This is a genomic window from uncultured Granulicatella sp. (assembly GCF_963516875.1).
Classification (GTDB): Bacteria; Bacillota; Bacilli; order Lactobacillales; family Aerococcaceae; genus Granulicatella.
This window is the reverse complement of sequence record NZ_CAUQCL010000006.1, coordinates 49,580-70,223: the sequence shown is the minus strand read 5'-3', so window position 1 is coordinate 70,223 and position 20,644 is coordinate 49,580. Positions and strand designations below refer to the sequence as shown.

Annotated in this window: 20 protein-coding genes; 18 read left to right on the top strand and 2 right to left on the bottom strand. The window is 33.2% G+C overall.

Annotation, left to right across the window (positions count from 1 at the left end; genetic code table 11):
• The first annotated feature begins 216 nt into the window (after positions 1-216).
• From RWM24_RS04080 to rny, 4 genes are all read left to right on the top strand, one after another.
• On the top strand, positions 217-621 hold the full coding sequence (locus RWM24_RS04080; RefSeq protein WP_314111849.1) for a metal-dependent transcriptional regulator: 405 nt from the start codon (positions 217-219) through the stop codon (positions 619-621).
• A 39-nt stretch (positions 622-660) separates the two neighbouring features.
• A complete protein-coding gene (locus tag RWM24_RS04075; RefSeq protein ID WP_314111847.1) occupies positions 661-1,977 on the top strand; it encodes a DRTGG domain-containing protein in 1,317 nt (438 codons plus the stop codon).
• An 8-nt stretch (positions 1,978-1,985) separates the two neighbouring features.
• Complete coding sequence (locus RWM24_RS04070; RefSeq protein ID WP_314111845.1) at positions 1,986-2,954, top strand: bifunctional oligoribonuclease/PAP phosphatase NrnA; 969 nt, start codon at positions 1,986-1,988, stop codon at positions 2,952-2,954.
• Positions 2,955-3,078: 124 nt separating this feature from the next.
• Positions 3,079-4,644, top strand: a complete 1,566-nt coding sequence (gene rny / locus RWM24_RS04065) for a ribonuclease Y (protein WP_314111843.1) — start codon at positions 3,079-3,081, stop codon at positions 4,642-4,644.
• A gap of 85 nt (positions 4,645-4,729) precedes the next feature.
• Here rny and RWM24_RS04060 read toward each other — a convergent pair whose 3' ends face one another.
• Positions 4,730-7,231: a PBP1A family penicillin-binding protein gene (locus RWM24_RS04060; RefSeq protein WP_314111841.1), complete on the bottom strand. Its 2,502-nt coding sequence runs from the start codon at positions 7,229-7,231 to the stop codon at positions 4,730-4,732.
• A gap of 10 nt (positions 7,232-7,241) precedes the next feature.
• Complete coding sequence (gene recU / locus RWM24_RS04055; protein WP_399539328.1) at positions 7,242-7,829, bottom strand: Holliday junction resolvase RecU; 588 nt, start codon at positions 7,827-7,829, stop codon at positions 7,242-7,244.
• A gap of 233 nt (positions 7,830-8,062) precedes the next feature.
• Between recU and tig the strand changes: the two genes are divergently transcribed.
• From tig to fabK, 14 genes are all read left to right on the top strand, one after another.
• Positions 8,063-9,343 (top strand): trigger factor, encoded by a 1,281-nt coding sequence (gene tig, locus RWM24_RS04050; protein WP_314111837.1) that lies wholly within the window; start codon positions 8,063-8,065, stop codon positions 9,341-9,343.
• A gap of 148 nt (positions 9,344-9,491) precedes the next feature.
• Positions 9,492-10,730, top strand: coding sequence for an ATP-dependent Clp protease ATP-binding subunit ClpX (gene clpX, locus RWM24_RS04045; RefSeq protein ID WP_314111835.1), 1,239 nt, complete (start codon positions 9,492-9,494; stop codon positions 10,728-10,730).
• A gap of 102 nt (positions 10,731-10,832) precedes the next feature.
• Positions 10,833-12,107, top strand: a complete 1,275-nt coding sequence (locus RWM24_RS04040; protein WP_314111834.1) for an MFS transporter — start codon at positions 10,833-10,835, stop codon at positions 12,105-12,107.
• A gap of 2 nt (positions 12,108-12,109) precedes the next feature.
• The gene (gene yihA / locus RWM24_RS04035) at positions 12,110-12,703 is read left to right on the top strand and encodes a ribosome biogenesis GTP-binding protein YihA/YsxC (RefSeq protein ID WP_314111832.1); all 594 of its coding nucleotides are present in this window, start codon (positions 12,110-12,112) and stop codon (positions 12,701-12,703) included.
• 5 nt (positions 12,704-12,708) lie between these two features.
• Positions 12,709-13,134 carry a GNAT family N-acetyltransferase gene (locus RWM24_RS04030; protein ID WP_314111830.1) on the top strand — a complete coding sequence of 142 codons (426 nt, stop codon included), beginning with the start codon at positions 12,709-12,711 and terminating at the stop codon, positions 13,132-13,134.
• Positions 13,135-13,196: 62 nt separating this feature from the next.
• Positions 13,197-13,499: an iron-sulfur cluster biosynthesis protein gene (locus tag RWM24_RS04025; RefSeq protein WP_314111828.1), complete on the top strand. Its 303-nt coding sequence runs from the start codon at positions 13,197-13,199 to the stop codon at positions 13,497-13,499.
• 152 nt (positions 13,500-13,651) lie between these two features.
• On the top strand, positions 13,652-14,797 hold the full coding sequence (tgt, locus tag RWM24_RS04020; protein WP_227931275.1) for a tRNA guanosine(34) transglycosylase Tgt: 1,146 nt from the start codon (positions 13,652-13,654) through the stop codon (positions 14,795-14,797).
• Between the two features lie 56 nt (positions 14,798-14,853).
• Complete coding sequence (gene yajC, locus RWM24_RS04015; protein ID WP_314111825.1) at positions 14,854-15,150, top strand: preprotein translocase subunit YajC; 297 nt, start codon at positions 14,854-14,856, stop codon at positions 15,148-15,150.
• A gap of 39 nt (positions 15,151-15,189) precedes the next feature.
• Entirely contained in the window at positions 15,190-15,450 is a 261-nt protein-coding gene (locus tag RWM24_RS04010) for a post-transcriptional regulator (protein ID WP_314111823.1), read from the top strand.
• A gap of 266 nt (positions 15,451-15,716) precedes the next feature.
• A complete protein-coding gene (locus RWM24_RS04005; RefSeq protein WP_314111822.1) occupies positions 15,717-17,858 on the top strand; it encodes a heavy metal translocating P-type ATPase in 2,142 nt (713 codons plus the stop codon).
• A gap of 142 nt (positions 17,859-18,000) precedes the next feature.
• Positions 18,001-18,465, top strand: a complete 465-nt coding sequence (locus RWM24_RS04000) for a MarR family transcriptional regulator (protein WP_314111820.1) — start codon at positions 18,001-18,003, stop codon at positions 18,463-18,465.
• On the top strand, positions 18,465-19,418 hold the full coding sequence (locus RWM24_RS03995) for a beta-ketoacyl-ACP synthase III (protein ID WP_314111818.1): 954 nt from the start codon (positions 18,465-18,467) through the stop codon (positions 19,416-19,418). The genes RWM24_RS04000 and RWM24_RS03995 overlap by 1 nt, the downstream gene beginning before the upstream one ends.
• A gap of 19 nt (positions 19,419-19,437) precedes the next feature.
• Entirely contained in the window at positions 19,438-19,668 is a 231-nt protein-coding gene (locus RWM24_RS03990; RefSeq protein WP_314111816.1) for an acyl carrier protein, read from the top strand.
• A 15-nt stretch (positions 19,669-19,683) separates the two neighbouring features.
• Positions 19,684-20,643 (top strand): enoyl-[acyl-carrier-protein] reductase FabK, encoded by a 960-nt coding sequence (fabK, locus tag RWM24_RS03985; protein ID WP_314111813.1) that lies wholly within the window; start codon positions 19,684-19,686, stop codon positions 20,641-20,643.
• Position 20,644: the final 1 nt, after the last annotated feature.

Below are 20,644 nucleotides of genomic sequence, written 5' to 3'. Positions count from 1 at the left end.
TGTTCGAACTATTACGCTTTTTTGTATGCATAAGGAAAATTTTATTTAGAAGAGAAATATTCCGTAAGTTTTATATAAAAAAATATATTTTTTCTGAAAAGTAGTACAGATGCTTTGTTTATTTTAATACAGGTTTATGGTATACTATTTTACAAATAAAGGGTTTCATGCAAATCTTTTATACAGTTGTCAGGGAAGTTCAAAGGGGGAAACAATATGACACCTAATAAAGAAGACTATATTAAGGCAATTTATAAATTAGGTGGTAATCATGAACTAGTTTCTAATAAGTCAATCACGAATATGCTTCAAATTTCAGCAGCATCTACTACTGAAATGCTGAATAAATTAGTAGCAGAGGAATATGTAACTTATGAACGATATAAGGGTGCGAGACTGACAGAAAAGGGAATCATGTTTGCCGAACGTTTAATTCGCACACATAAAATCTGGGAAGTTTTTTTAGTGAAGTCTTTAGGCTTTTCGCCAGAAGAAGTACATGCTCAAGCTGAAGTATTAGAACATGCCTCTTCACCTGAATTAATTGAACGCTTAGTAGAATTTTTAGATGATCCAACTCATTGTCCTCATGGAGAAATTATTCCAACACTTCATGAGTAATACCAATGCATGAAATAAATGCGATTTGGAGGAGAAAATATGTCAACCAAGCACCAACGAATTATTGAATATATTGAATCATTGCCTGTTGGCGAAAAGATTTCTGTACGAACAATTGCCAAAAATATGCAGTTAAGTGAAGGAACGGCATATCGAGCCATCAAAGCGGCAGAAAACTTAGGAATTGTTTCAACGATTGAACGTGTTGGAACTATTCGTATTGAAAGAAAATCTAAAGATAATTTTGAAAAACTTTCTTTTGGGGAAGTTGTTAAAATTATTGAAGGAGAAGTATATGGCGGTTCTAAAGGATTAGATAAAATTTTAAATCGTTTCGTTATTGGAGCAATGACGGAAGAAGCGATGACACGCTATATTCAACCAGAATCATTATTAATTATTGGGAATCGAGATGCTGCTCAATTATCAGCCTTAGAGCAGGGTGCTGCTGTGTTAATTACGGGTGGATTTTCTGCTTCTATTGAATTAATCCGTAGGGCGGATGAATTGGAAATTCCTGTAATTGGAACAACTTATGATACATTTACAGTAGCATCTTTAATTAATCGTGCAATGAGTGACCAATTAATTAAGAAAAAAATTATGATTGTAGCAGACATCTATACTGAATTTTCTCAAACGAATTATTTAATGTTAGATGATACAGTTGAAGATTATCGAAAAATGAATCATAAAACTGGTAATTCAAGATTCCCTGTTATTAATCATTCAAACCGATTAGTGGGAATTGTAACAGCAAAAGATGTCATTGGTAAAAGTGATCATATCGTTATTGAAAGAGTAATGACAAGAAATCCAAGTATTACAAAATTGCATGCGAGTGTAGCAAGTGTCGCACATTCTATGATTTGGAATGGGTTAGAAATGCTTCCAGTAGTTCAGGATAATATGGAATTAATTGGAATTATTTCTCGTCAAGATGTTATGAAAGCTATGCAATTAGCTCAAAGACAGCCACAAGTGGGAAATACTTTTGAAGATGATGTAGCGGAAAGTTTGAATGTTGTAGAAATGGATACTCAACTATCTAAGTTTCAATTCAAGGTGACTCCACAAATGACAAATAATTTAGGAATGTTATCATTTGGGGTTCTTTGTGAAGTTGTGAGTGTAGCTTCTAAAGAGTTTATTTCACGTAGTCAACGAAGAAATGCCGTTATTGAACAGTTAGATTTACATTATTTAAAAATGATTCCAATTGATAGCGATATTATTTTACAAATTCAGTCACTTGATAATGGAAGAAAAATTACAAAATTAGATATTTCTGTTTACTTAGAAAATAGTATAGTTGCTAAAGCAGTGATGTCTAGTCAATTAATGGAAAGGAATTAATCATTAGAATGAATAAACAAGAATACTTATTAGCCATTGATCAAGAAATTCAAAAAGCGGACTCTATCGTAATTTTACGACATGAGTTACCAGATCCAGATGCCATTGGTTCTCAAATTGCTTTGAAAAAAATTATTGAAGCAACATACCCAAATAAAAAAGTATATGCTTTAGGTGAAATGAATGAAGATTTAGCGTACATTGGTACAATGGATGCCATTTCTCAAGAAGTATTTGATGCTTCATTAATCATTGTCAATGATACAGCGAATACTCCTCGTATCGATTCTCCATACGAAGTAAATCCATCAGAGGTGATTAAAATCGACCACCATCCTGATAGAGATGTTTATGGAAAAATTTCATACGTTGATACAACTGCTAGTAGTACAAGTGAGATTTTATGTCAATTTGTCTTTAGCGAAAATTCACCTTGGAAAGTGAATGAAGAAGTTGCAAATGCATTATATGCAGGAATTGTTGGGGATACAGGACGTTTCTTATATCCAGCAACTACAACAGTGACTTTTGAAATGGTTTCTAAATTATTAGAATTCCCAGTAAAAATTTCTGAAATTGCTTATCATATGATTACAAATCCTGTTTCAGTGAGTCGTTTAGCAGGGTATATTTACCAAAATATGGAGATTTCTGAAAATGGTGTAGCGATTACGATTTTAAGCCAAGAACAATTAAAAGAGTTTGGAGTGGAAGAACATCAAACTCATGGAGTTATTTCATTACCAAGTACAGTTGAAGGAGTTCATTGCTGGTGCTTATTTGTAGAGCAACCAGATGGTACTTATCGTTGTAATTTACGTTCAAAAGGACCAATCGTAAATGAAATTGCTGCGAACCATGGTGGCGGAGGACATCCGCTTGCTTCTGGTGCAGTTGTGAAAACTTTAGAAGAAGTACACCAAATGGCTGAAGAATTGAATGAATCTTCTAAAAAATTTATTTCTTCATTGAATTAATGACGAGTTATAGTTGACTTTAGTTGGATAGAATAATACAATAGTTATTGAGTTGGATTATTCTATCCAACGATTGTTTATGCAATTAATTTTGAAAAATTAAAAATGAGACGGAGGTGACTCAATGAACTCAGGACTATTAACAGGAGGCCTCGCGATCTTAACTTTAGTAATCGGAATTGTTGCTGGATATTTTGTTTTCAAATCCAATTATGAGAAAAAAGTTGTAGCTGCTCGTGAATCGGCTGAAATGATTTTAGAAGATGCCAAAAAAGATGCTGACCGCTTAAAAAAGGAAGTATTATTAGAAGCTAAGGAAGAAAATCATAAGTATCGTACTGAAGTTGAAAATGAGTTAAAAGAAAGACGAAATGAAGTTTTACTGCAAGAAAAAAGGATGATTCAAAGGGAACAAAATCTTGATCGTAAAGATGAAGTTTTAGAAAAACGTGAACAGTCCATTGAAGATAAAGAAAATAAACTTCAAGAGAGAGCACAATTCATGACGGAAAAAGAAGAAGAGATTGACAATGTGTTATCTGAACAAAGAGCAGAATTAGAACGCATTTCAACGATTAGTCGTGAAGAGGCACAACAAATTATTATGCAGGAAACACGTGATGAATTAAGTCACGAACGTGCCGTAATGATAAAAGAATCTGAACAACGTGCTAAGGATGAAGCAGATAGAGCGGCTAAAGATATTATCTTACAAGCTATTCAACGTTCAGCTGCAGATTTAGTAGCAGAAAACACAGTTACTGTGATGACATTACCTAATGATGAAATGAAAGGACGAATTATCGGACGGGAAGGAAGAAATATTCGTACATTAGAATCATTAACAGGGATTGATTTAATTATCGATGAAACTCCAGAAGCTGTAGTACTAAGTGGATTTGATCCAATTCGTAGAGAAATTGCTAAAATGACTCTAGAAAAATTAATTGCAGATGGACGTATTCATCCTGCAAGAATTGAAGAAATGGTTGAAAAATCTCGTAAAGAAATGGATGAAAGAATTCGTTCGATTGGAGAACAAGCAACATTTGAAGTTGGAATTCATTCATTACATCCAGACTTAATTAAAATTTTAGGTCGATTATATTTCCGTACAAGTTATGGACAAAATGTTTTAAATCATAGTATCGAAGTTGCAAAACTAGCAGGAATTATGGCTGGTGAGCTTGGAGAAGATGTAAATATTGCTAAAAGAGCTGGTTTACTTCATGATTTAGGAAAAGCATTAGACCATGAAATTGAAGGTTCACACGTTGAAATTGGTGCGGAAATTGCTCAAAAATACAAAGAAAACAAAATTGTGGTTAATGCCATTGCATCCCACCATGGAGATGTTGAAGCAACCTCGACAATTGCGATATTAGTAGCTGCAGCAGATGCCTTATCAGCTGCAAGACCAGGAGCACGTAGTGAATCCTTGGAAAACTACATTCGTCGTTTAGAACGATTAGAAGCTATTGCGAATGAACATGAAGGTGTAGAACGTAGCTTTGCGATTCAAGCGGGTCGTGAGATTCGTGTCATGGTTCATCCAGAGAAAATTGATGATGCAAGTTCGATTTTATTAGCACGTGAAATTCGTAAACAAATTGAAGAAGAACTACAATATCCAGGACATATTAAGGTTACAGTTATTCGTGAAACAAGAGCTGTAGAATATGCTAAATAATAAAAACACGCTAGATTTTCTAGCGTGTTTTTTTATACATAAAAGCAAAAATACACCCCTTCTCAATTAGAGAAGGGGTAGGAGTTTAGTTATTTTGCCCAGCGGATTGAGTTGGTGTTTCATTTCTTGTCGGTACTTGTGTAGTTTGTCCATTTTGTTGTGGCGGTTGTTGTTGCTGAGGATTTTGTTGAATAGTTGTAGTACTTGTTTCTTGTTTTTCCTCGGCTTTAGTACCTAATTTTAATTCATGAGTTACTGGATCTGATGTTTTACCTTTAATAGAGACAGATAAACTAATTTGAACAGATTCACCTGTAATATTTTTAAAGGTTGCACTTGTTTTATCGACTGTTTGTGTTTGACCACCAACACTAATTGTATAACTTGGTTTATCTCCATCAGATTTTACTGCATTCCAAGTTACTGTAACTTCTTTCTTAGCAGCATCATAACTTACATTTAATCCTGATGGTGGAGCAATTCTTTCTTCAACAACTTGTTGTTGCTGTGCAGGTAAGGCTCCTTTTACAAATAATTCTGTACTTACTCGATCAGAAGGAGTATTTGGTCCAGCTAATGCTAATGGGTTTGAACCAACAATAATTGGTGAAGATACAACACTAGAAGGTTGTTCCCAATCTTTAACAGGAGTTTGTTTCATGGCATAATTCATTAAGTGACCATAAATCCATTTAGAATAAGCTTGTTCTGTTAATGTTAAGCCACTTCCTGCTGTATAAGGATTGTCATAACCAGTCCATATTGAAATTGTATAGGCAGGAGAGTATCCAATGAACCATGAATCAGGAATAATATTATCTGTTTCACTTGCACCCATTGCACGTTTTTGTTCCGGCGTATAGTTGCTTGAACCAGTTTTAGCAGCATGAGGAAGATTTCCCATTTTTAAATCATTTGCAAATCCATAAGTGAACGTATCTTTTAGCATATTTGTAATCATATACGCTGTAGAGTCTTTCATGGCTTGATGTTGATCTGGTTTAAATTGTAATACTTGACCGTCACGTGTTGTAATTTTTGTTACTGTATATGGTTTAGAATAAGTACCATAGTTGGCAAATGCAGAGTAAGCTGCAGCCATTTTTAATGGAGATATGTTTGCACCAATGGAGTTACTTTCTACTAAGGATTCTTTTCCATCATTTGTAACAGATAATTCTAATTTTTTAAGGAAAGCTTGAATATTATCATTTCCAACTGCTTTAAAAGTTTGATAGGCAGGAGTATTACGAGATAACACTAATGCTTTACGCATCGTCATTGTTCCCATAAATTGATTATCCCAGTTATTTAGTTCGAATCCACTTGAATAAGTTGTTGGTTTGTCGACCATTGTTTGTCCAGTAGAGTAATTTAAATATTCAATAGCTGGACCATAATCCATAATTGGTTTAATTGATGAACCAGTACTTCTATCATTTTGAACCGCACGATTATAAGCTAATAAATTCGTTTGTTTACGGCCACCATTAATCGCTCTTACAGCACCTGTAGTAGAATCTAACATAACAACCGCATTTTGTACGTTGTCATCTACGTATTGAACGTAACGATTTGTATTGAGAATTTCATATAAATGATTTTGTGCCTGTGAATTAACAGTAGTTTCAATTGTTAATCCATCAGAGTAAACATCTAAGCCTGTTTTATCTTTGACTTCATCGGCTACCATTGTTAAAAAGGAATCAAAAATCAGACGATTGTCATCTGTTGAAACTTGCTCGTGTTCCTCAACTAATCCTTCTGCAATTGGAGTAGCCTTTGCTTCTTGCAGTTGAGTATCTGTTAATTTTCCATTATCTTTCATGGATTGTAAGACTAAGTCACGTCGTTCTTTTGCTGCTTCAGGATGAGCATATGGATCGTATGAACTTGGTGCTTGTGGCATTCCAGCAAGTAGTGCTAATTGAGGAATGGATAATTCTTTTAAGTCTTTTCCAAAATAATAATTAGCAGCAGTTCCGAATCCATAAGTATTATTCGCCATATAAACTTTATTTAAATAATACGTTAAAATTTGTTCTTTTGAAAATTCACGCTCAATTTGTAACGCTAGTAAAATTTCTTGAATTTTACGTTTGTAAGTTTGGTCTTCTTTTTTAGTAGAGAAGACGGATAGCTTAATTAATTGTTGTGTAATGGTACTACCACCTTGTGTAATATGACCTGCACGAAGATTTCGAACAAAAGAACCAACAATACGAATTGGATCAATCCCCATATGAGAATAATAACGTTTATCTTCAATGGATGTAATAGCATCTTTTAATCCTTGAGGAACTTCTTCTGGCTCAATTAAATCACGATTTTCACCACCAAGTTTTGTAATGAGTTCTTGATTCATATCAAAAATTTGAGTTTCAGTAGCACCTTGAAGATCTGCAGCTGAAATCTTTGGTGTAGTAGAAGCATAGTAGAAAAATAAACCAGAAAGCGTAATGGAAATTAAAACAATAATAAAGAATAGAGTTAATCCTATTTTTTTCCAAATACGACCTTTCTTTTGATTTTTAGTTTTCTTTGTTTGATTATGTTTTGTACGTCTAGTTCGTCGTGTTTCTGGCATAGACAACCTCCTAAATTTTGTCAATCAATTTATCAACTACAGGAATATAATCTAAAATAGACTGTACGGATAATGGAATAGGTTCTCCATATTTTTTGATGTAGTCTAATGGAATAGATTTTTTATTATCTTGATTTTCTTTTATAAACGATATTAAATACTGACTTTCCAATAAATAGTATTCATTCAAAGAAGAAAAATAAAAGATTACAAATACAATGCCACCTTGAAAAATACATTCTTCCATATGTTGTAATTGATGTTCATGTATATTTATAAAAGGAAACGAAGTTTTATTTTTCGTTTCTTTCGCTTCGAAATCAATATAGCATCCACGATAAACTCCGTTATAGTCAGTAGTAGAAGCGTGTCGGTAATAAGCTTCTTTAATCACTGCTGCACTTCGTTTTGGATAATCCACTTTCACTACTTGTATTGGAGTAGGCTTTTTATGGATAACGGCTATTTTTCTTAATCGATAATAATCGTTTGTTTGATTCAATAAAGTTTCTAAGAACATCCCTCGACTACCATAGGTAACAGTAGAAGTTTGAGGAGAGGAAATTCTTCCATGTCCTTTTGGGTATTGAATCATAATATCACCCCTAATCTTACTCTATTATACCATTGATTTTACATTAAAACCTAAAATTATTGTTAAGATTCGCAACAACTTGATTACAATTTGATTTCGAAATAGAATTTTTATAGATTTATTTAAAAAAATAAACAGAAATATTTTACAATTTTACAAAGGTGTTGTAAAATAAATGAGTATGTAAATAGCTCATCAATTCATTTGATGAAGTAAGAATTTTTTGGAGGAAAGCTATGACAGCAAAATTTGAAAAAATCAACACAAATGAAGTTGTGTTAACATTTGAAATTTCACAAGAATCAATCAAAAAAGGGTTAGAAGTTGCTTTTAACCGTGTGAAAAAGAACTTAAACGTTCCTGGATTCCGTAAAGGTAAAGTAAGTCGTCAAGTCTTCAACAAAATGTATGGTGAAGAAGCATTGTATCAAGATGCATTAAACTACTTATTACCAGATGCATACGATAATGCAGTTGAAGAAACTGGTATTTTCCCAGTAACTCAACCAAAAATTGACATCGAGTCTTTAGAAAAAGGTCAAGCATGGGTAATTAAAGCAACTGTAATTGTTAAACCTGAAGTAAAATTAGGTGAATACAAAGGATTAACTGTTGAAAAACAAGATCGTACAGTTTCTGAACAAGATGTAGAAGACCGTTTATTACAAGAACAAGCTAAACTAGCTGAGTTAGTGGTTAAAGAAGGTGCTGCTGAATTAGCAGATACAGTAGTGATTGACTTTGAAGGTTTCTTAGGTGAAGAAGCATTCGAAGGTGGAAAAGGTGAAAACTACTCATTAGAATTAGGTTCAGGTTCATTCATTCCTGGATTTGAAGATCAATTAGTAGGCGCTAAAGAAGGCGACAACGTTGAAGTAAAAGTTACATTCCCAGAAGAATATCATGCAGAAAACTTAAAAGGTCAAGATGCGGTATTCAAAGTAACAGTTCACGAAGTTAAAACAAAAGAATTGCCAGAATTAACAGATGAATTCGCTAAAGACATTGATGATTCAGTTGAAACATTAGCAGAATTAAAAGAAAAATTCCGCAAAGAATTAGAAGAAGCAAAAGCTGAAGCTGCTGACGAAGCTGTAGCTGACTTAGCATTACGCCAAGCAGTTGAAAATGCTGAAATCGTTGAATTACCAGCTGAAATGGTTCACGAAGAAGTACATCGTCAAATGCAACACTACTTAAACGACATGCGTCGTAACGGTATTACACCAGAAATGTACTACCAAATCACAGGTACAACTGAAGCTGATTTACACAAAATGATGGAAAAAGATGCTGATGTACGTACTAAAACGAACTTAGTATTAGAACAAATCGTTAAAGATGAAAACATTGAAGTTACTGAAGCTGATGTTGATGCAGAAGTGAAAGAATTAGCTGCTCAATATGGTATGGAAGAAGGAGCTGTTCGTGCAGCTGTTTCAGTTGAAATGTTGAAAAACGATATTTCAATGAAAAAAGCATTAGCTTTAATTACTGAATCTGCAGTAGAAGCATAATCATAAAAGTGATGAAGAACAATCTTGGAAACAAGGTTGTTCTTTTTTATGGAAAAATATTGAAAATAGAATGGACTTTCCTTGTTCTAAGTCTTTAGATATGCTAATCTACTATTATAGTGTCAAAAATTGAATGGAGGTTACATAGTTGTATAAAGATAAACAAAACCATGTCTGTTGTTCTTTTTGCGGGAAGTCACAAGATCAAGTGAAAAAAATTATCGCTGGACCAGATGTTTTTATTTGTAATGAATGTGTAGATTTATGTAAAGAAATCATTGATGAAGAATTATTAACACAATTTTTTGAAGGGGAGTTAACTGTTCCAAAGCCACAAGAAATTCGTGAAATTTTAAATGAATATGTCATTGGACAAGAAAATGCTAAAAAAGCTTTAGCAGTTGCTGTATATAATCATTATAAACGTATTAATCATTTAGTCGAGGAAGATGAAGTAGAGTTACAAAAGAGTAATATTTGTTTAATTGGACCAACAGGTTCGGGGAAAACTTATTTAGCTCAATCATTAGCTCGACTATTGAATGTACCATTTGCAATTGCAGATGCAACAACATTAACTGAAGCTGGTTACGTTGGAGAAGATGTGGAAAATATTTTACTAAAACTTCTTCAGGCAACAGATTATGATGTTGAACGTGCACAAAAAGGAATTATTTATATTGATGAAATCGATAAAATTGCACGTAAAAGTGAAAATGTATCGATTACTCGAGATGTAAGTGGTGAAGGTGTACAACAAGCGTTATTAAAAATTTTAGAAGGAACGACAGCTTCTGTTCCACCACAAGGTGGGCGTAAACATCCTCAACAAGAATTAATTCAAATCGATACGACGGATATTTTATTTATTGTTGGTGGAGCTTTTGACGGAATTGAAACAATTGTGAAGGAAAGACTTGGAGCTAAAGTGATTGGATTCGGTTCTTCTAATAAAAATATTAGTGAGCATGATAGTTTAATGCAAATGATAATTCCAGAAGATTTACAAAAATTTGGATTGATTCCTGAATTTATTGGACGTTTACCGATTATTGCGGCATTAGAAAAGTTAGAACAAAAAGATTTAGTTTCGATTTTAACAGAGCCTAAAAATGCCTTAGTGAAACAATATCAAAAATTATTCTTGATGGATGAAGTTCAATTAGAATTTGAACAAGATGCTTTGGAGGCAATTGCTGCTAAGGCAATTGAACGTAAAACAGGAGCTCGAGGACTTCGTTCAATTATTGAATCTGTGATGATGGATTTAATGTTTGAAATTCCAAGTAGAGAAGAAGTTGCGAAAGTAATTGTGACAAAAGCGGTTGTGGATAATGAAGGACAACCTGAATTATATAATAAAAAAGGCAAATTATTAAAAGCATAATACTATATTACAATAAAAGGATTTCGTAATTTATAATAGATGAAATAAGGACAACTCTAAGTTTTATCTCTTACGAAATTCCTTTGAATTAGGGGGATTTTTATGTCTGCAATTCGTAATTTTTTTGCAAAGCGTTACACAAAAGAAGAATTTTCGTGGATTTTACAAGATTGGGCTAATTCAGTGTATTCATTAATGATTACAACAGCTATTTTCCCAATTTTCTTTAAAACAGTTACTACAAATGCAGGAGTTTCTGCAGCTAACTCAACAGCTTATTTAGGCTATGCCAATTCTATTGCAACTTTTGTAGTTTCTGTAATGGCACCTGTATTAGGAGCATTAGCGGATTATAGAGGATATCGAAATCCAATGTTTACCATTTCAACAATGGTCGGTGTACTCTCAGTTCTTGGTATGATTTTTTCAGGAAGTGATCAATGGATGTTCTTATTAATCTTATATACGATTTCTGCCATTGGATTTTCTGCTTCAAATATTTTTTATGATAGTTCAATTATGGATGTTACAACGTATGATCGAATGGATCGAATTTCTGCTGCAGGTTATGGATATGGTTATATTGGAAGTGTCATTCCATTTGTTTTATTTATGATGATTATGCAATTCTCTTCATTTGCTGGAGATGTCATTGTAAAAATTGGATTCCTTATTACTGCTGTTTGGTGGTTTGTTTTTACCATTCCATTTTGGAAATATGTAAAACAAAAACATTTTATCGAACATGATAAGCATCCGGTATTTGATAGTTTTGCACGTTTATTTGAAACGATTAAACATATTCGTGAACATAAGCAAGTATTCTTATTTTTAATTGCTTATTTCTTCTATATTGATGGAATTGGGACAATTATTAAAATGGCAACAGCTGTAGGAAGTGACGTTGGATTAGATGGAAATAGTTTGATTGTGATTTTATTAATCGTTCAAATTGTTGCATTTCCTTTTAGTATTTTTTATGGATATCTTGCTAAAAAAAATGGTGCAAAAAATACAGTATTTTTAGGTATTGCAACTTATATTATTATTTGTATTTTAGCTACAGGGTTAAAAACTTATACTGACTTCTTATTATTAGCTATTTGTATTGGTACTGCCCAAGGTGGAGTTCAATCTTTAAGTCGTTCTATTTTTGGACAAATTATTCCGGCTAATCGTGCGAATGAATTTTTTGGATTTTATAATATTTTTGGAAAATTCTCATCAATTCTTGGAACAACATTATTAGGGATTACAGCTCAAATGACTGGTAATTCACTAGATGGGGTCTTTTCTCTAATTGTTCTATTCTTAATTGGGGGAGGATTACTATTCTTTGTTAAAATTAATCCTCAAACAACTGAGGAAGGAGCTTAATCATGAAAGTGACAAATGCTGAATTTACGATTAGTGCAGTTGGTCCAAATCAATATCCGACCGACCAAAAAGTGGAAATTGCTTTATCAGGTCGCTCGAATGTTGGGAAATCATCTTTCATTAATCGTTTAATTCAACGAAAAAGTTTAGCTAGAACTTCTAGTAAACCTGGTAAAACGCAGACATTAAACTTTTATCATATTAATGATTTGTTTTATTTTGTCGATGTTCCTGGTTATGGATACGCAAAAGTCTCAAAAAAAGAACGTGAAAAATGGGGTAAAATGATTGAAGAGTATATTACAACTCGTGAAAATCTAGAACTCGTTTTAATTCTCGTTGATTTCCGTCATGAACCAAGTACAGAAGATGTTCAAATGCGTGAATTTTTAGAGTATTATGAAATTCCTTATCGAATTATTATGACGAAGTGTGATAAAATCCCTCGTGGTAAATGGAATAAACATGTTAGTCAAATTCGAAAAGCTTTTGGAAAACCACCGGAAGAGTTATTTTTAACATTTTCTTCTGAAACAGGAGAAGGGGTAGAAAAAGCTTGGGAATGGATTGAATCAATCGTATTAGATGAGGAGTGAATAGGTTGATTGGGTATAAGATAAATGATGCTGTTTCTTTTGAAGAAATTTTTCCATTATATAAAGCAGTAGGATGGACGAATTATACGTCTAATCCAATAATGCTACAAAATGCATTAGAACATAGTTTGTTTATTCTTACAGCAAGAGATGAAGATGGGAAATTAATTGGATTTTTAAGAGCAGTAGGAGATGGCTATTCTATTCTCTATATTCAAGATATTATTGTACTTCTCGAGTATCAAAGACAAGGAATTGGTACACAATTACTTCGTCAAACACTTGAGTATTTTAATGAAGTGTATCAAATCATTTTAACAACGGATAGTGAAATAAAAACAATTGCATTTTATGAAGCTAATGGATTTACTGCTTTATCTAAATATGGATGTACTTCTTTTATGACTAACCCATTATTGCAAGCAAAGTAAAAGCAAGATTTTAGAAATTATGGTAAACTATTATCAAGAATTTAAGTTAAAGGATGGGGCATATGAAATTAACAATTGATGAAAAGTCACAAGCATGGTTTGAAGAAGAAATGGGAGTTTCTAAAGAACGTGGTGTTCGCTTTTTAGGGAAAGTTTATGGTTGTAGTCCAATTCATGAAGGTTTTTCTTTGGCAGTAGAAGTTGATTCACCAAATAATCCATTTGTTAGTGTGGAAAAAAATGGGATTACTTATTTTGTTGAAATAGGTGATGAATGGTTTTTCCAAGGTCATGATTTAGATATCGTATTTGATGAAAAACTAAAAGAACCATCCTATAGCTATCGTGCCATTCAAACTGCATAATCAATAGAGAAATTAAACTTCAAAAGTTAGAAACAGAATCTGACTTTTGAAGTTTTTTTGTTTATTTACTTAAAATTTTATAAAATATTGGACAAATAGAACATTGTAAGATACAGTTATATAGTTGACTGTACAAAGAAAGGAATGTAGAAATGACACAACCAGCTGTAACTTATCGTTTAATTAAAACAGAAAAACATACAGGTGCTCGTCTTGGAGAAATTATTACACCACATGGAACGTTCCCAACTCCAATGTTTATGCCTGTAGGTACATTAGCAACTGTAAAATCAATGTCTCCTGAAGAATTAGATGAAATGGGAGCAAATATTATTTTAAGCAACACGTATCACTTGTGGTTACGTCCAGGTGCGGATATTGTAGATGAAGCAGGAAAATTACACAATTTTATGAATTGGAAAAAAGGAATCTTAACAGATTCAGGAGGTTTCCAAGTATTCTCTTTAAGTGATATGAGAAGAATTGAAGAAGAGGGCGTACATTTTAGAAACCATTTAAATGGATCAAAATTATTTTTATCTCCAGAAATTTCAATTGATGTACAAAATAAATTAGGGGCAGATATTATTATGAGTTTTGACGAGTGTCCAGATTTCCATCATACTCATGATTATGTGAAAAACTCTATTGCTCGTACAACAAGATGGGCAGAACGTGGATTGAAAGCTCATAAATCTCCAGAAACTCAAGCCTTATTTGGAATTTTACAAGGGGCAGGATACAAAGATTTACGAATGGATCATGCTAAGGATATGATTTCACTTGATTTCCCAGGGTATTCGATTGGTGGATTGTCTGTAGGGGAAACAAAGCAAGAAATGAATGAAGTACTAGACTATGTAACACCACTGATTCCATCTCATAAACCACGTTATTTAATGGGAGTAGGTTCTCCTGACTCATTAATTGATGGAGTGATCCGTGGAGTCGATATGTTTGACTGTGTACTTCCAACACGTATTGCGAGAAATGGGACTTGTATGACGAGTGCCGGACGTCTGGTTGTTAAAAATGCGAAATATGAACGTGATTTCCGTCCAATTGATGAAAAATGTAATTGCTACACATGTCGTAATTATTCTCGTGCGTATATTCGTCATTTATTTAAAGCAGATGAAACATTTGGCTTACGTTTAACAAGTTATCATAATTTATACTTCTTATTGAACTTAATGAAACAAGTTCGTCAAGCGATTATGGATGATAATTTACTAGAATTTAGAGAAGCATTTTTCGAAGAATATGGATTTAATAAAGAAAATGCTCGTAATTTCTAGTATTCTTAGGAAAAATTTGATACAGTAGTAATACATTAAATGAAGGAGTGTTGAAAATGAGTTTAGCATTATTGTTACTTTATATTGTAGGTTTAGGAGCCCTTTGGTGGTTTATTGGTCGTAAAAATCGTGAGCGTAATAAAAAATTACAAGAGCAAATGAATGCTTTGAAAGCAGGAGACCACATTGTTACGATTGGTGGTTTACATGGAATTGTTCATTATATTGATACGGATGCACAAACTGTTGAAATCGATTGTGATGGTGTTTATTTAACTTTTGAACGTCGTGCAATTCATCATGTTGTTCCAACTGTAGGCGATAGTGGTTTAGCTGTTGCTGATGCGGAATAGTGTTTTTGTGTTGGTATGATGAATAAGCAAGAGGAATTATTGGAACAGTTTCGTCCTTGGTTAAGTTATAAAATTATTGAATTTATAACTCAGGGATATGAATCGATTTCTAGTTATGATATTGCCACTTATTTTGTGACGTATCGCTGGAAAAAGCAGAAGCCTGAAAATTTGTTTGAACAAATTTATCAGTTGAATCAATTAACGATTAATGATTATTTTGATTATGAATCAATTATGGCTCAAACTTCAACGGAAATGACATTAGACACCATTGATTTGAGCGAATTGTTAGGGTAATATTTTTATTTAATGACTTACAGAGATAATAGCAGACGGACGCCAGCAAACCTTTGGTTTCATGATCTGCTATTATAATAAGTCATTTTTTTATTACCATGAATATGAATAAACGATTGAGATGTGATTTTTTTAAGTAGTAAAGGACGCCAGCAGCTTCGCAATGCGAATCTCATGACTAAACTACTACTAGAAAAAGTCATTTCTTTTTTTGTTGAAACTTGAATCTTCATGTATAATAGATTCAGTAAGAAAGGTTGTGGAGTATGAAATATCAATTTAAAGCTTTAGACGAATTTATGGAAGTAGTTAAAACAATATTTAATAAATTATTGAATCAGAATATAACTGAAGAAACACATCATTATGAAGGACACTCTCATGAACACCATCATGAAATTCATCATCATTCACATGAACATGATGAACACCATCATCAACATGAACACGATGCTCATCACAATCACCATGACCATTGCCATTGTTTGCATGAGCATGAACACGGAGAACACCACCACCATGAGCATTGTGGACATTGTTCGGGACACCATCATCATGAAATTTTTTGGCAACGTTGGGGTCTTGCGATTGGTATGTTTGTACTAGCATTAATCCTAGAAAGAAGTGTAGGTTGGATTGCAAATGCTTTATTTCTTTTAACGATTGCTTGTATTGGAAAAGAAATCATTGCTGAAGGAATAATGGATACAATTGAGGAAACAAAGCAATTTAAAAAGTTCCGTCCTAATGTTCATTTACTAATGACACTGGCTGCTCTTGGTGCAATTTTTATTGGAAAATTTGAAGAAGCAGCGATGTTAATTGTTATTTTTACAATTGCTCATTCCTTAGAGGAATATGTAGAAAAGAAAAGTCGTAAAGATATGACTCACTTATTACAATTGCAACCAAAATTAGCGTTGAAAAAGATGAATAATGGACACTTTGAAGAAGTAGATGCTTCTTCTTTAGAAATTGGAGATATTATTCAAGTATTGAATGGTAGTCAAATTTCAGCAGATGGAATTATTATTGAAGGAATGTCCTCTGTGAATCAAGCTTCAGTAACTGGTGAATCCATTCCAATTGAAAAAGGAGTAGGAAACGAAGTATTTGCTGGAACTTTGAATTTAACACAAACACTACTTGTTAAAGTTACTAAAAAACATCAAGATAGTGTTCTTGGAAAGATTATTACTTTAGTGCAAGAAGCTGGTCAATCATTAACTCGTACAGGAAGTTTCTTAAAGAAATGGGAACCAGTTTATGTCACTATTGTATTGGCATTATTTCCTGTAGTTCTAGCGATTGGTATTATATTTTTAAAATGGGATTTTTTAACAGCTTTTTATCGTGGAATGGTCTATTTAATTGCTGTATCTCCTTGTGCACTTGCAGCTAGTGCTACACCAGTAACAGTAGCAGCGATATCAACTTTATCTAGAAAAGGAATTTTTATAAAATCTGGAGCTGCATTAGAGAAAATTTCTGAAGTTAACGCAATTGCTTTTGATAAAACTGGAACACTTACAAATGGTACACCGAAAGTTGTAGCAAAAGTAATGGATAAAGATCGTGAATTCGAATTATATTCCATTCTAGTATCGATGGAGAGAAGAGTGAATCATCCATTAGCCTTTGCAATTGTAGAGTCTGGATTAGCTTATCGTACTTATTCATTATCTGTTACACCAAAAGTTGGTATTGGACTAGAATCAAATTATAGAAATCATACGTATCGCATTGGAAAGCCCTCTAGTTTTGCTACATTAGGAAAATATACAACCATTGTTGATCAGTGGATGAATGAAGGAAAGACAGTTGTAGTTTTGAGTGAAGATCATTTAGTAGTCGGTGCAGTAGCCTTATTAGATACACCTAAAGAAGAAGCAAAACAAGTAATTGATTATTTTAAAGAAAAAAATATTCAAACAATGCTTTTAACGGGAGATTCTCTTCAAACAGCTGAGGCAATCGCTAACGAATTAGCAGTGGATGAAGTAAGAGCTAATGTATTACCAGAAGAAAAAGCAAATATGCTAAAAGAATGGGCTATTAAATATCCGACAATTGCTATGGTAGGAGACGGTATTAATGATGCTCCAGCATTAGTGAATGCAGAAGTTGGGATAGCAATGGGGAAAGGAACGGATGTAGCAATGGAATCTAGTGATATTGTATTAATGAATAGTCAATTAGATTCTTTAAAAACATTGCATCAGGTTTCCAAATTAATGATGACTGTTACAAAGCAAAATTTAATTTTTTCTTTATTGATTGTGATTATATTAGTGCTATTAAATTTTCTTGGTTGGAGTGATTTAACGCTTGGAGTTATTCTTCACGAAGGAAGTACAGTAGTAGTGCTATTACATGCATTAAGGTTAATTTTTACACCAATTGAATAAATGAAGTATTTCTCTTTCAAATTCTTAAAAATGAAGTTTGAAAGAGAAATTTTTTTGCAAAAAAATGTTTGACAATCAAAGTATTATTTAGTATAGTTTGAATATCAAATGATTTGATATTCAAACTAATTAGGAGAAAGTAATGGAAACACCTCTAGAGAAAATTAATGAGTATTTGGTAGACGTCTTTAACCAAATGCTGGATATTGAAGAATCTTCATTGGCGCAAAGTCAATTTAAAGATTTATCCATTAAAGAAATGCATGCCATTGAAGCCATTGGTATGTACCATGAGCTTACGACCACTGAAGTTGCCAATTCATTAAATGTAACGGTTGGGACGCTAACAGTAGCAGTTAATGCATTAGTGAAAAAAGGGTATGTTGAACGTTTAAAAGATGCAAAAGATCGACGTATTGTTAGATTAGGTTTAACAAGTAAAGGACGTCTTTTGTATCGATTACATCGCAAGTTTCATGAAAAATTAGTGAAGCGAACGATTCAAGGAATGAACGAGGAAGAAATGGCTATCTTAGTAAAAGGTCTTCATAATTTATATAACTTTTTACATGAAGCTAAAGCTGAAGTTCAAAAAGGAGAGATTTGATGTCCACTGTAAAAGTGATTCATACAAGTTCTTACCTACCAATTCATGAAATAAAAAATGCTGATTGGGAGCTGCAATTAGATACTACAGATGAATGGATTCGAAAAAGAACTGGAATTCAAACTAGACGCTACGCTAAAGAATTAACAACAAGTGATTTAGCTATAAGAGCTGCTCAAAAGCTTTTAGAAGAGTCTAAAATACATCCAGATGAAATTGAATTTGTTATTGTAGCTACAATGACTCCTGACACTATGAGTCCTTCTTGTGCAGCAAAAGTTCAAGGAGCAATTGGAGCGAATCATGCATTTGCATTTGATATAAGTGCTGCTTGTGCAGGATTTGTATTTGCTTTATCCACAGCTATAAAGATGCTTTCAGCCGGAAATCAAAAATATGGTATTGTGATTGGTGCTGAAACAATGTTATCTGTTTTAGACTGGAAGGATCGATCAACTGCCATTCTATTTGGAGATGGAGCGGGTGCAGTTTTATTAGAAAAAACTGATCAAACACATGTATTCGTTGAAAGTTTACGTTCTGACGGTTTAAAAGGAGATGCTTTAGTTTGTGGTGAAAGAATGGAGCAACATACACTCTCCACAATGAAAATGGACGGTAGGGGAGTTTTTGAACTCGTTTCAAGGGAAGTTCCTAAAAATATTTCAGAAACTCTAGAAAAAGCTCATATGAGCGCTGATGAAGTAGATTTATATATTCTTCATCAAGCAAATATTCGTTTAATCGAACAAGTTGCAAAAAAATTAAAACAACCAAGTGATAAATTCCCAACAAATTTAGAACGAGTTGGTAATACTTCAGCAGCAAGTGTTCCGATTCTTCTTGATGAATTAGTTCAAAATCAATCGATTATAATTGGTAGTGGACAAAAGCTACTCTTAAGTGGCTTTGGTGGTGGTTTGTCTTGGGGAAGTATCATCATAACAATTTAACTATTTGGAGGAAACAAACATGACATTCGAAAAAATTCAAGAAATTATTACAGAGCAATTAGGAAAAGAAAAAGAAGAAGTACAATTATCAACTAGCTTAAAAGATGAATTAGATGCTGATAGCTTAGATTTATTCCAAATCATTAATGATATTGAAGATGAATTTGATGTAAAAATTGATACAGAAGATGGATTAGAAACAGTAGAAGATTTAGTAAAATACGTTGATAGTCAATTAGCAGAAAAATAATAAGGAATGAGTTATATGGAATCAAAAATTTGTCAATTACTTGGTATCCAATATCCTATCATTCAAGGCGGAATGGCATGGGTTGCTAATCCGTCACTTGCAAGTGCAGTATCCAATGCAGGTGGACTAGGAATTATTGCATGTGGTCATGCTCCTGGTCCAGTTGTACAAGGATTTATTGATGAAATGAAGCAATTAACGGATAAACCATATGGTGTGAATATTATGTTATTAAGTCCGTTTGTTGATGAAGTTGTCGACGTAGTCTGCAAAGCAGGTGTAAAAGTTGTTTGTACTGGAGCTGGAAATCCTGGAAAATATATGGATAAATTTAAAGCGGCAGGTATTACTGTAATTCCAGTAGTGGCTTCTGTTGCTTTAGCAAAACGTATGGAAAAAGCTGGGGCTGACGCTGTCGTCATTGAAGGGATGGAAGCTGGAGGTCATATTGGTAAAACAACAACTATCGCATTATTACCTCAAGTTGTCGATGCTGTAACTATTCCAGTTATCGCTGCTGGTGGTATTGGAGATGGACGTGGAATGGCGGCAGCCTTTATGTTAGGGGCTGAAGCAGTACAATTAGGAACTAGATTCTTAGTTGCAAAAGAATCTACTGCTCATGAGAACTTCAAGCAAGCAGTGATTAAAGCAAAAGATATTGATACTGTTATTACAGGTCAAATTACAGGACATCCAGTCCGTGTATTGAGAAATAAATTAACAAAAATTTATTTACAAGCAGAAAAAGAAGAAACTAGTAAAGAAAATCCTGATTTTGAGCGATTAGAAGAAATCGGAAAAGGAGCTTTAAGACGAATTGTTGTCGAAGGTGACACTCAAATGGGATCGATGATGGCAGGTCAAATTGCTGGTTTAATTCAAAAAGAAGAAACTTGTAAAGAAATTATTGATGAATTAATGGTTGAATCTCAAAAAACGATTCAAGAACAAATGAAACGTTTTGGATTCTAAT

Excerpts from the sequence above, each read along its gene's own strand:
- RWM24_RS04080 (WP_314111849.1), top strand. The coding sequence starts at position 217 with ATGACACCTAATAAAGAAGACTATATTAAGGCAATTTATAAATTAGGT.
- RWM24_RS04075 (WP_314111847.1), top strand. The coding sequence starts at position 661 with ATGTCAACCAAGCACCAACGAATTATTGAATATATTGAATCATTGCCT.
- RWM24_RS04070 (WP_314111845.1), top strand. The coding sequence starts at position 1,986 with ATGAATAAACAAGAATACTTATTAGCCATTGATCAAGAAATTCAAAAA.
- rny (WP_314111843.1), top strand. The coding sequence starts at position 3,079 with ATGAACTCAGGACTATTAACAGGAGGCCTCGCGATCTTAACTTTAGTA.
- RWM24_RS04060 (WP_314111841.1), bottom strand. The coding sequence starts at position 7,231 with ATGCCAGAAACACGACGAACTAGACGTACAAAACATAATCAAACAAAG.
- tig (WP_314111837.1), top strand. The coding sequence starts at position 8,063 with ATGACAGCAAAATTTGAAAAAATCAACACAAATGAAGTTGTGTTAACA.
- RWM24_RS04040 (WP_314111834.1), top strand. The coding sequence starts at position 10,833 with ATGTCTGCAATTCGTAATTTTTTTGCAAAGCGTTACACAAAAGAAGAA.
- yihA (WP_314111832.1), top strand. The coding sequence starts at position 12,110 with ATGAAAGTGACAAATGCTGAATTTACGATTAGTGCAGTTGGTCCAAAT.
- RWM24_RS04025 (WP_314111828.1), top strand. The coding sequence starts at position 13,197 with ATGAAATTAACAATTGATGAAAAGTCACAAGCATGGTTTGAAGAAGAA.
- tgt (WP_227931275.1), top strand. The coding sequence starts at position 13,652 with ATGACACAACCAGCTGTAACTTATCGTTTAATTAAAACAGAAAAACAT.
- yajC (WP_314111825.1), top strand. The coding sequence starts at position 14,854 with ATGAGTTTAGCATTATTGTTACTTTATATTGTAGGTTTAGGAGCCCTT.
- RWM24_RS04005 (WP_314111822.1), top strand. The coding sequence starts at position 15,717 with ATGAAATATCAATTTAAAGCTTTAGACGAATTTATGGAAGTAGTTAAA.
- RWM24_RS04000 (WP_314111820.1), top strand. The coding sequence starts at position 18,001 with ATGGAAACACCTCTAGAGAAAATTAATGAGTATTTGGTAGACGTCTTT.
- RWM24_RS03995 (WP_314111818.1), top strand. The coding sequence starts at position 18,465 with ATGTCCACTGTAAAAGTGATTCATACAAGTTCTTACCTACCAATTCAT.
- RWM24_RS03990 (WP_314111816.1), top strand. The coding sequence starts at position 19,438 with ATGACATTCGAAAAAATTCAAGAAATTATTACAGAGCAATTAGGAAAA.
- fabK (WP_314111813.1), top strand. The coding sequence starts at position 19,684 with ATGGAATCAAAAATTTGTCAATTACTTGGTATCCAATATCCTATCATT.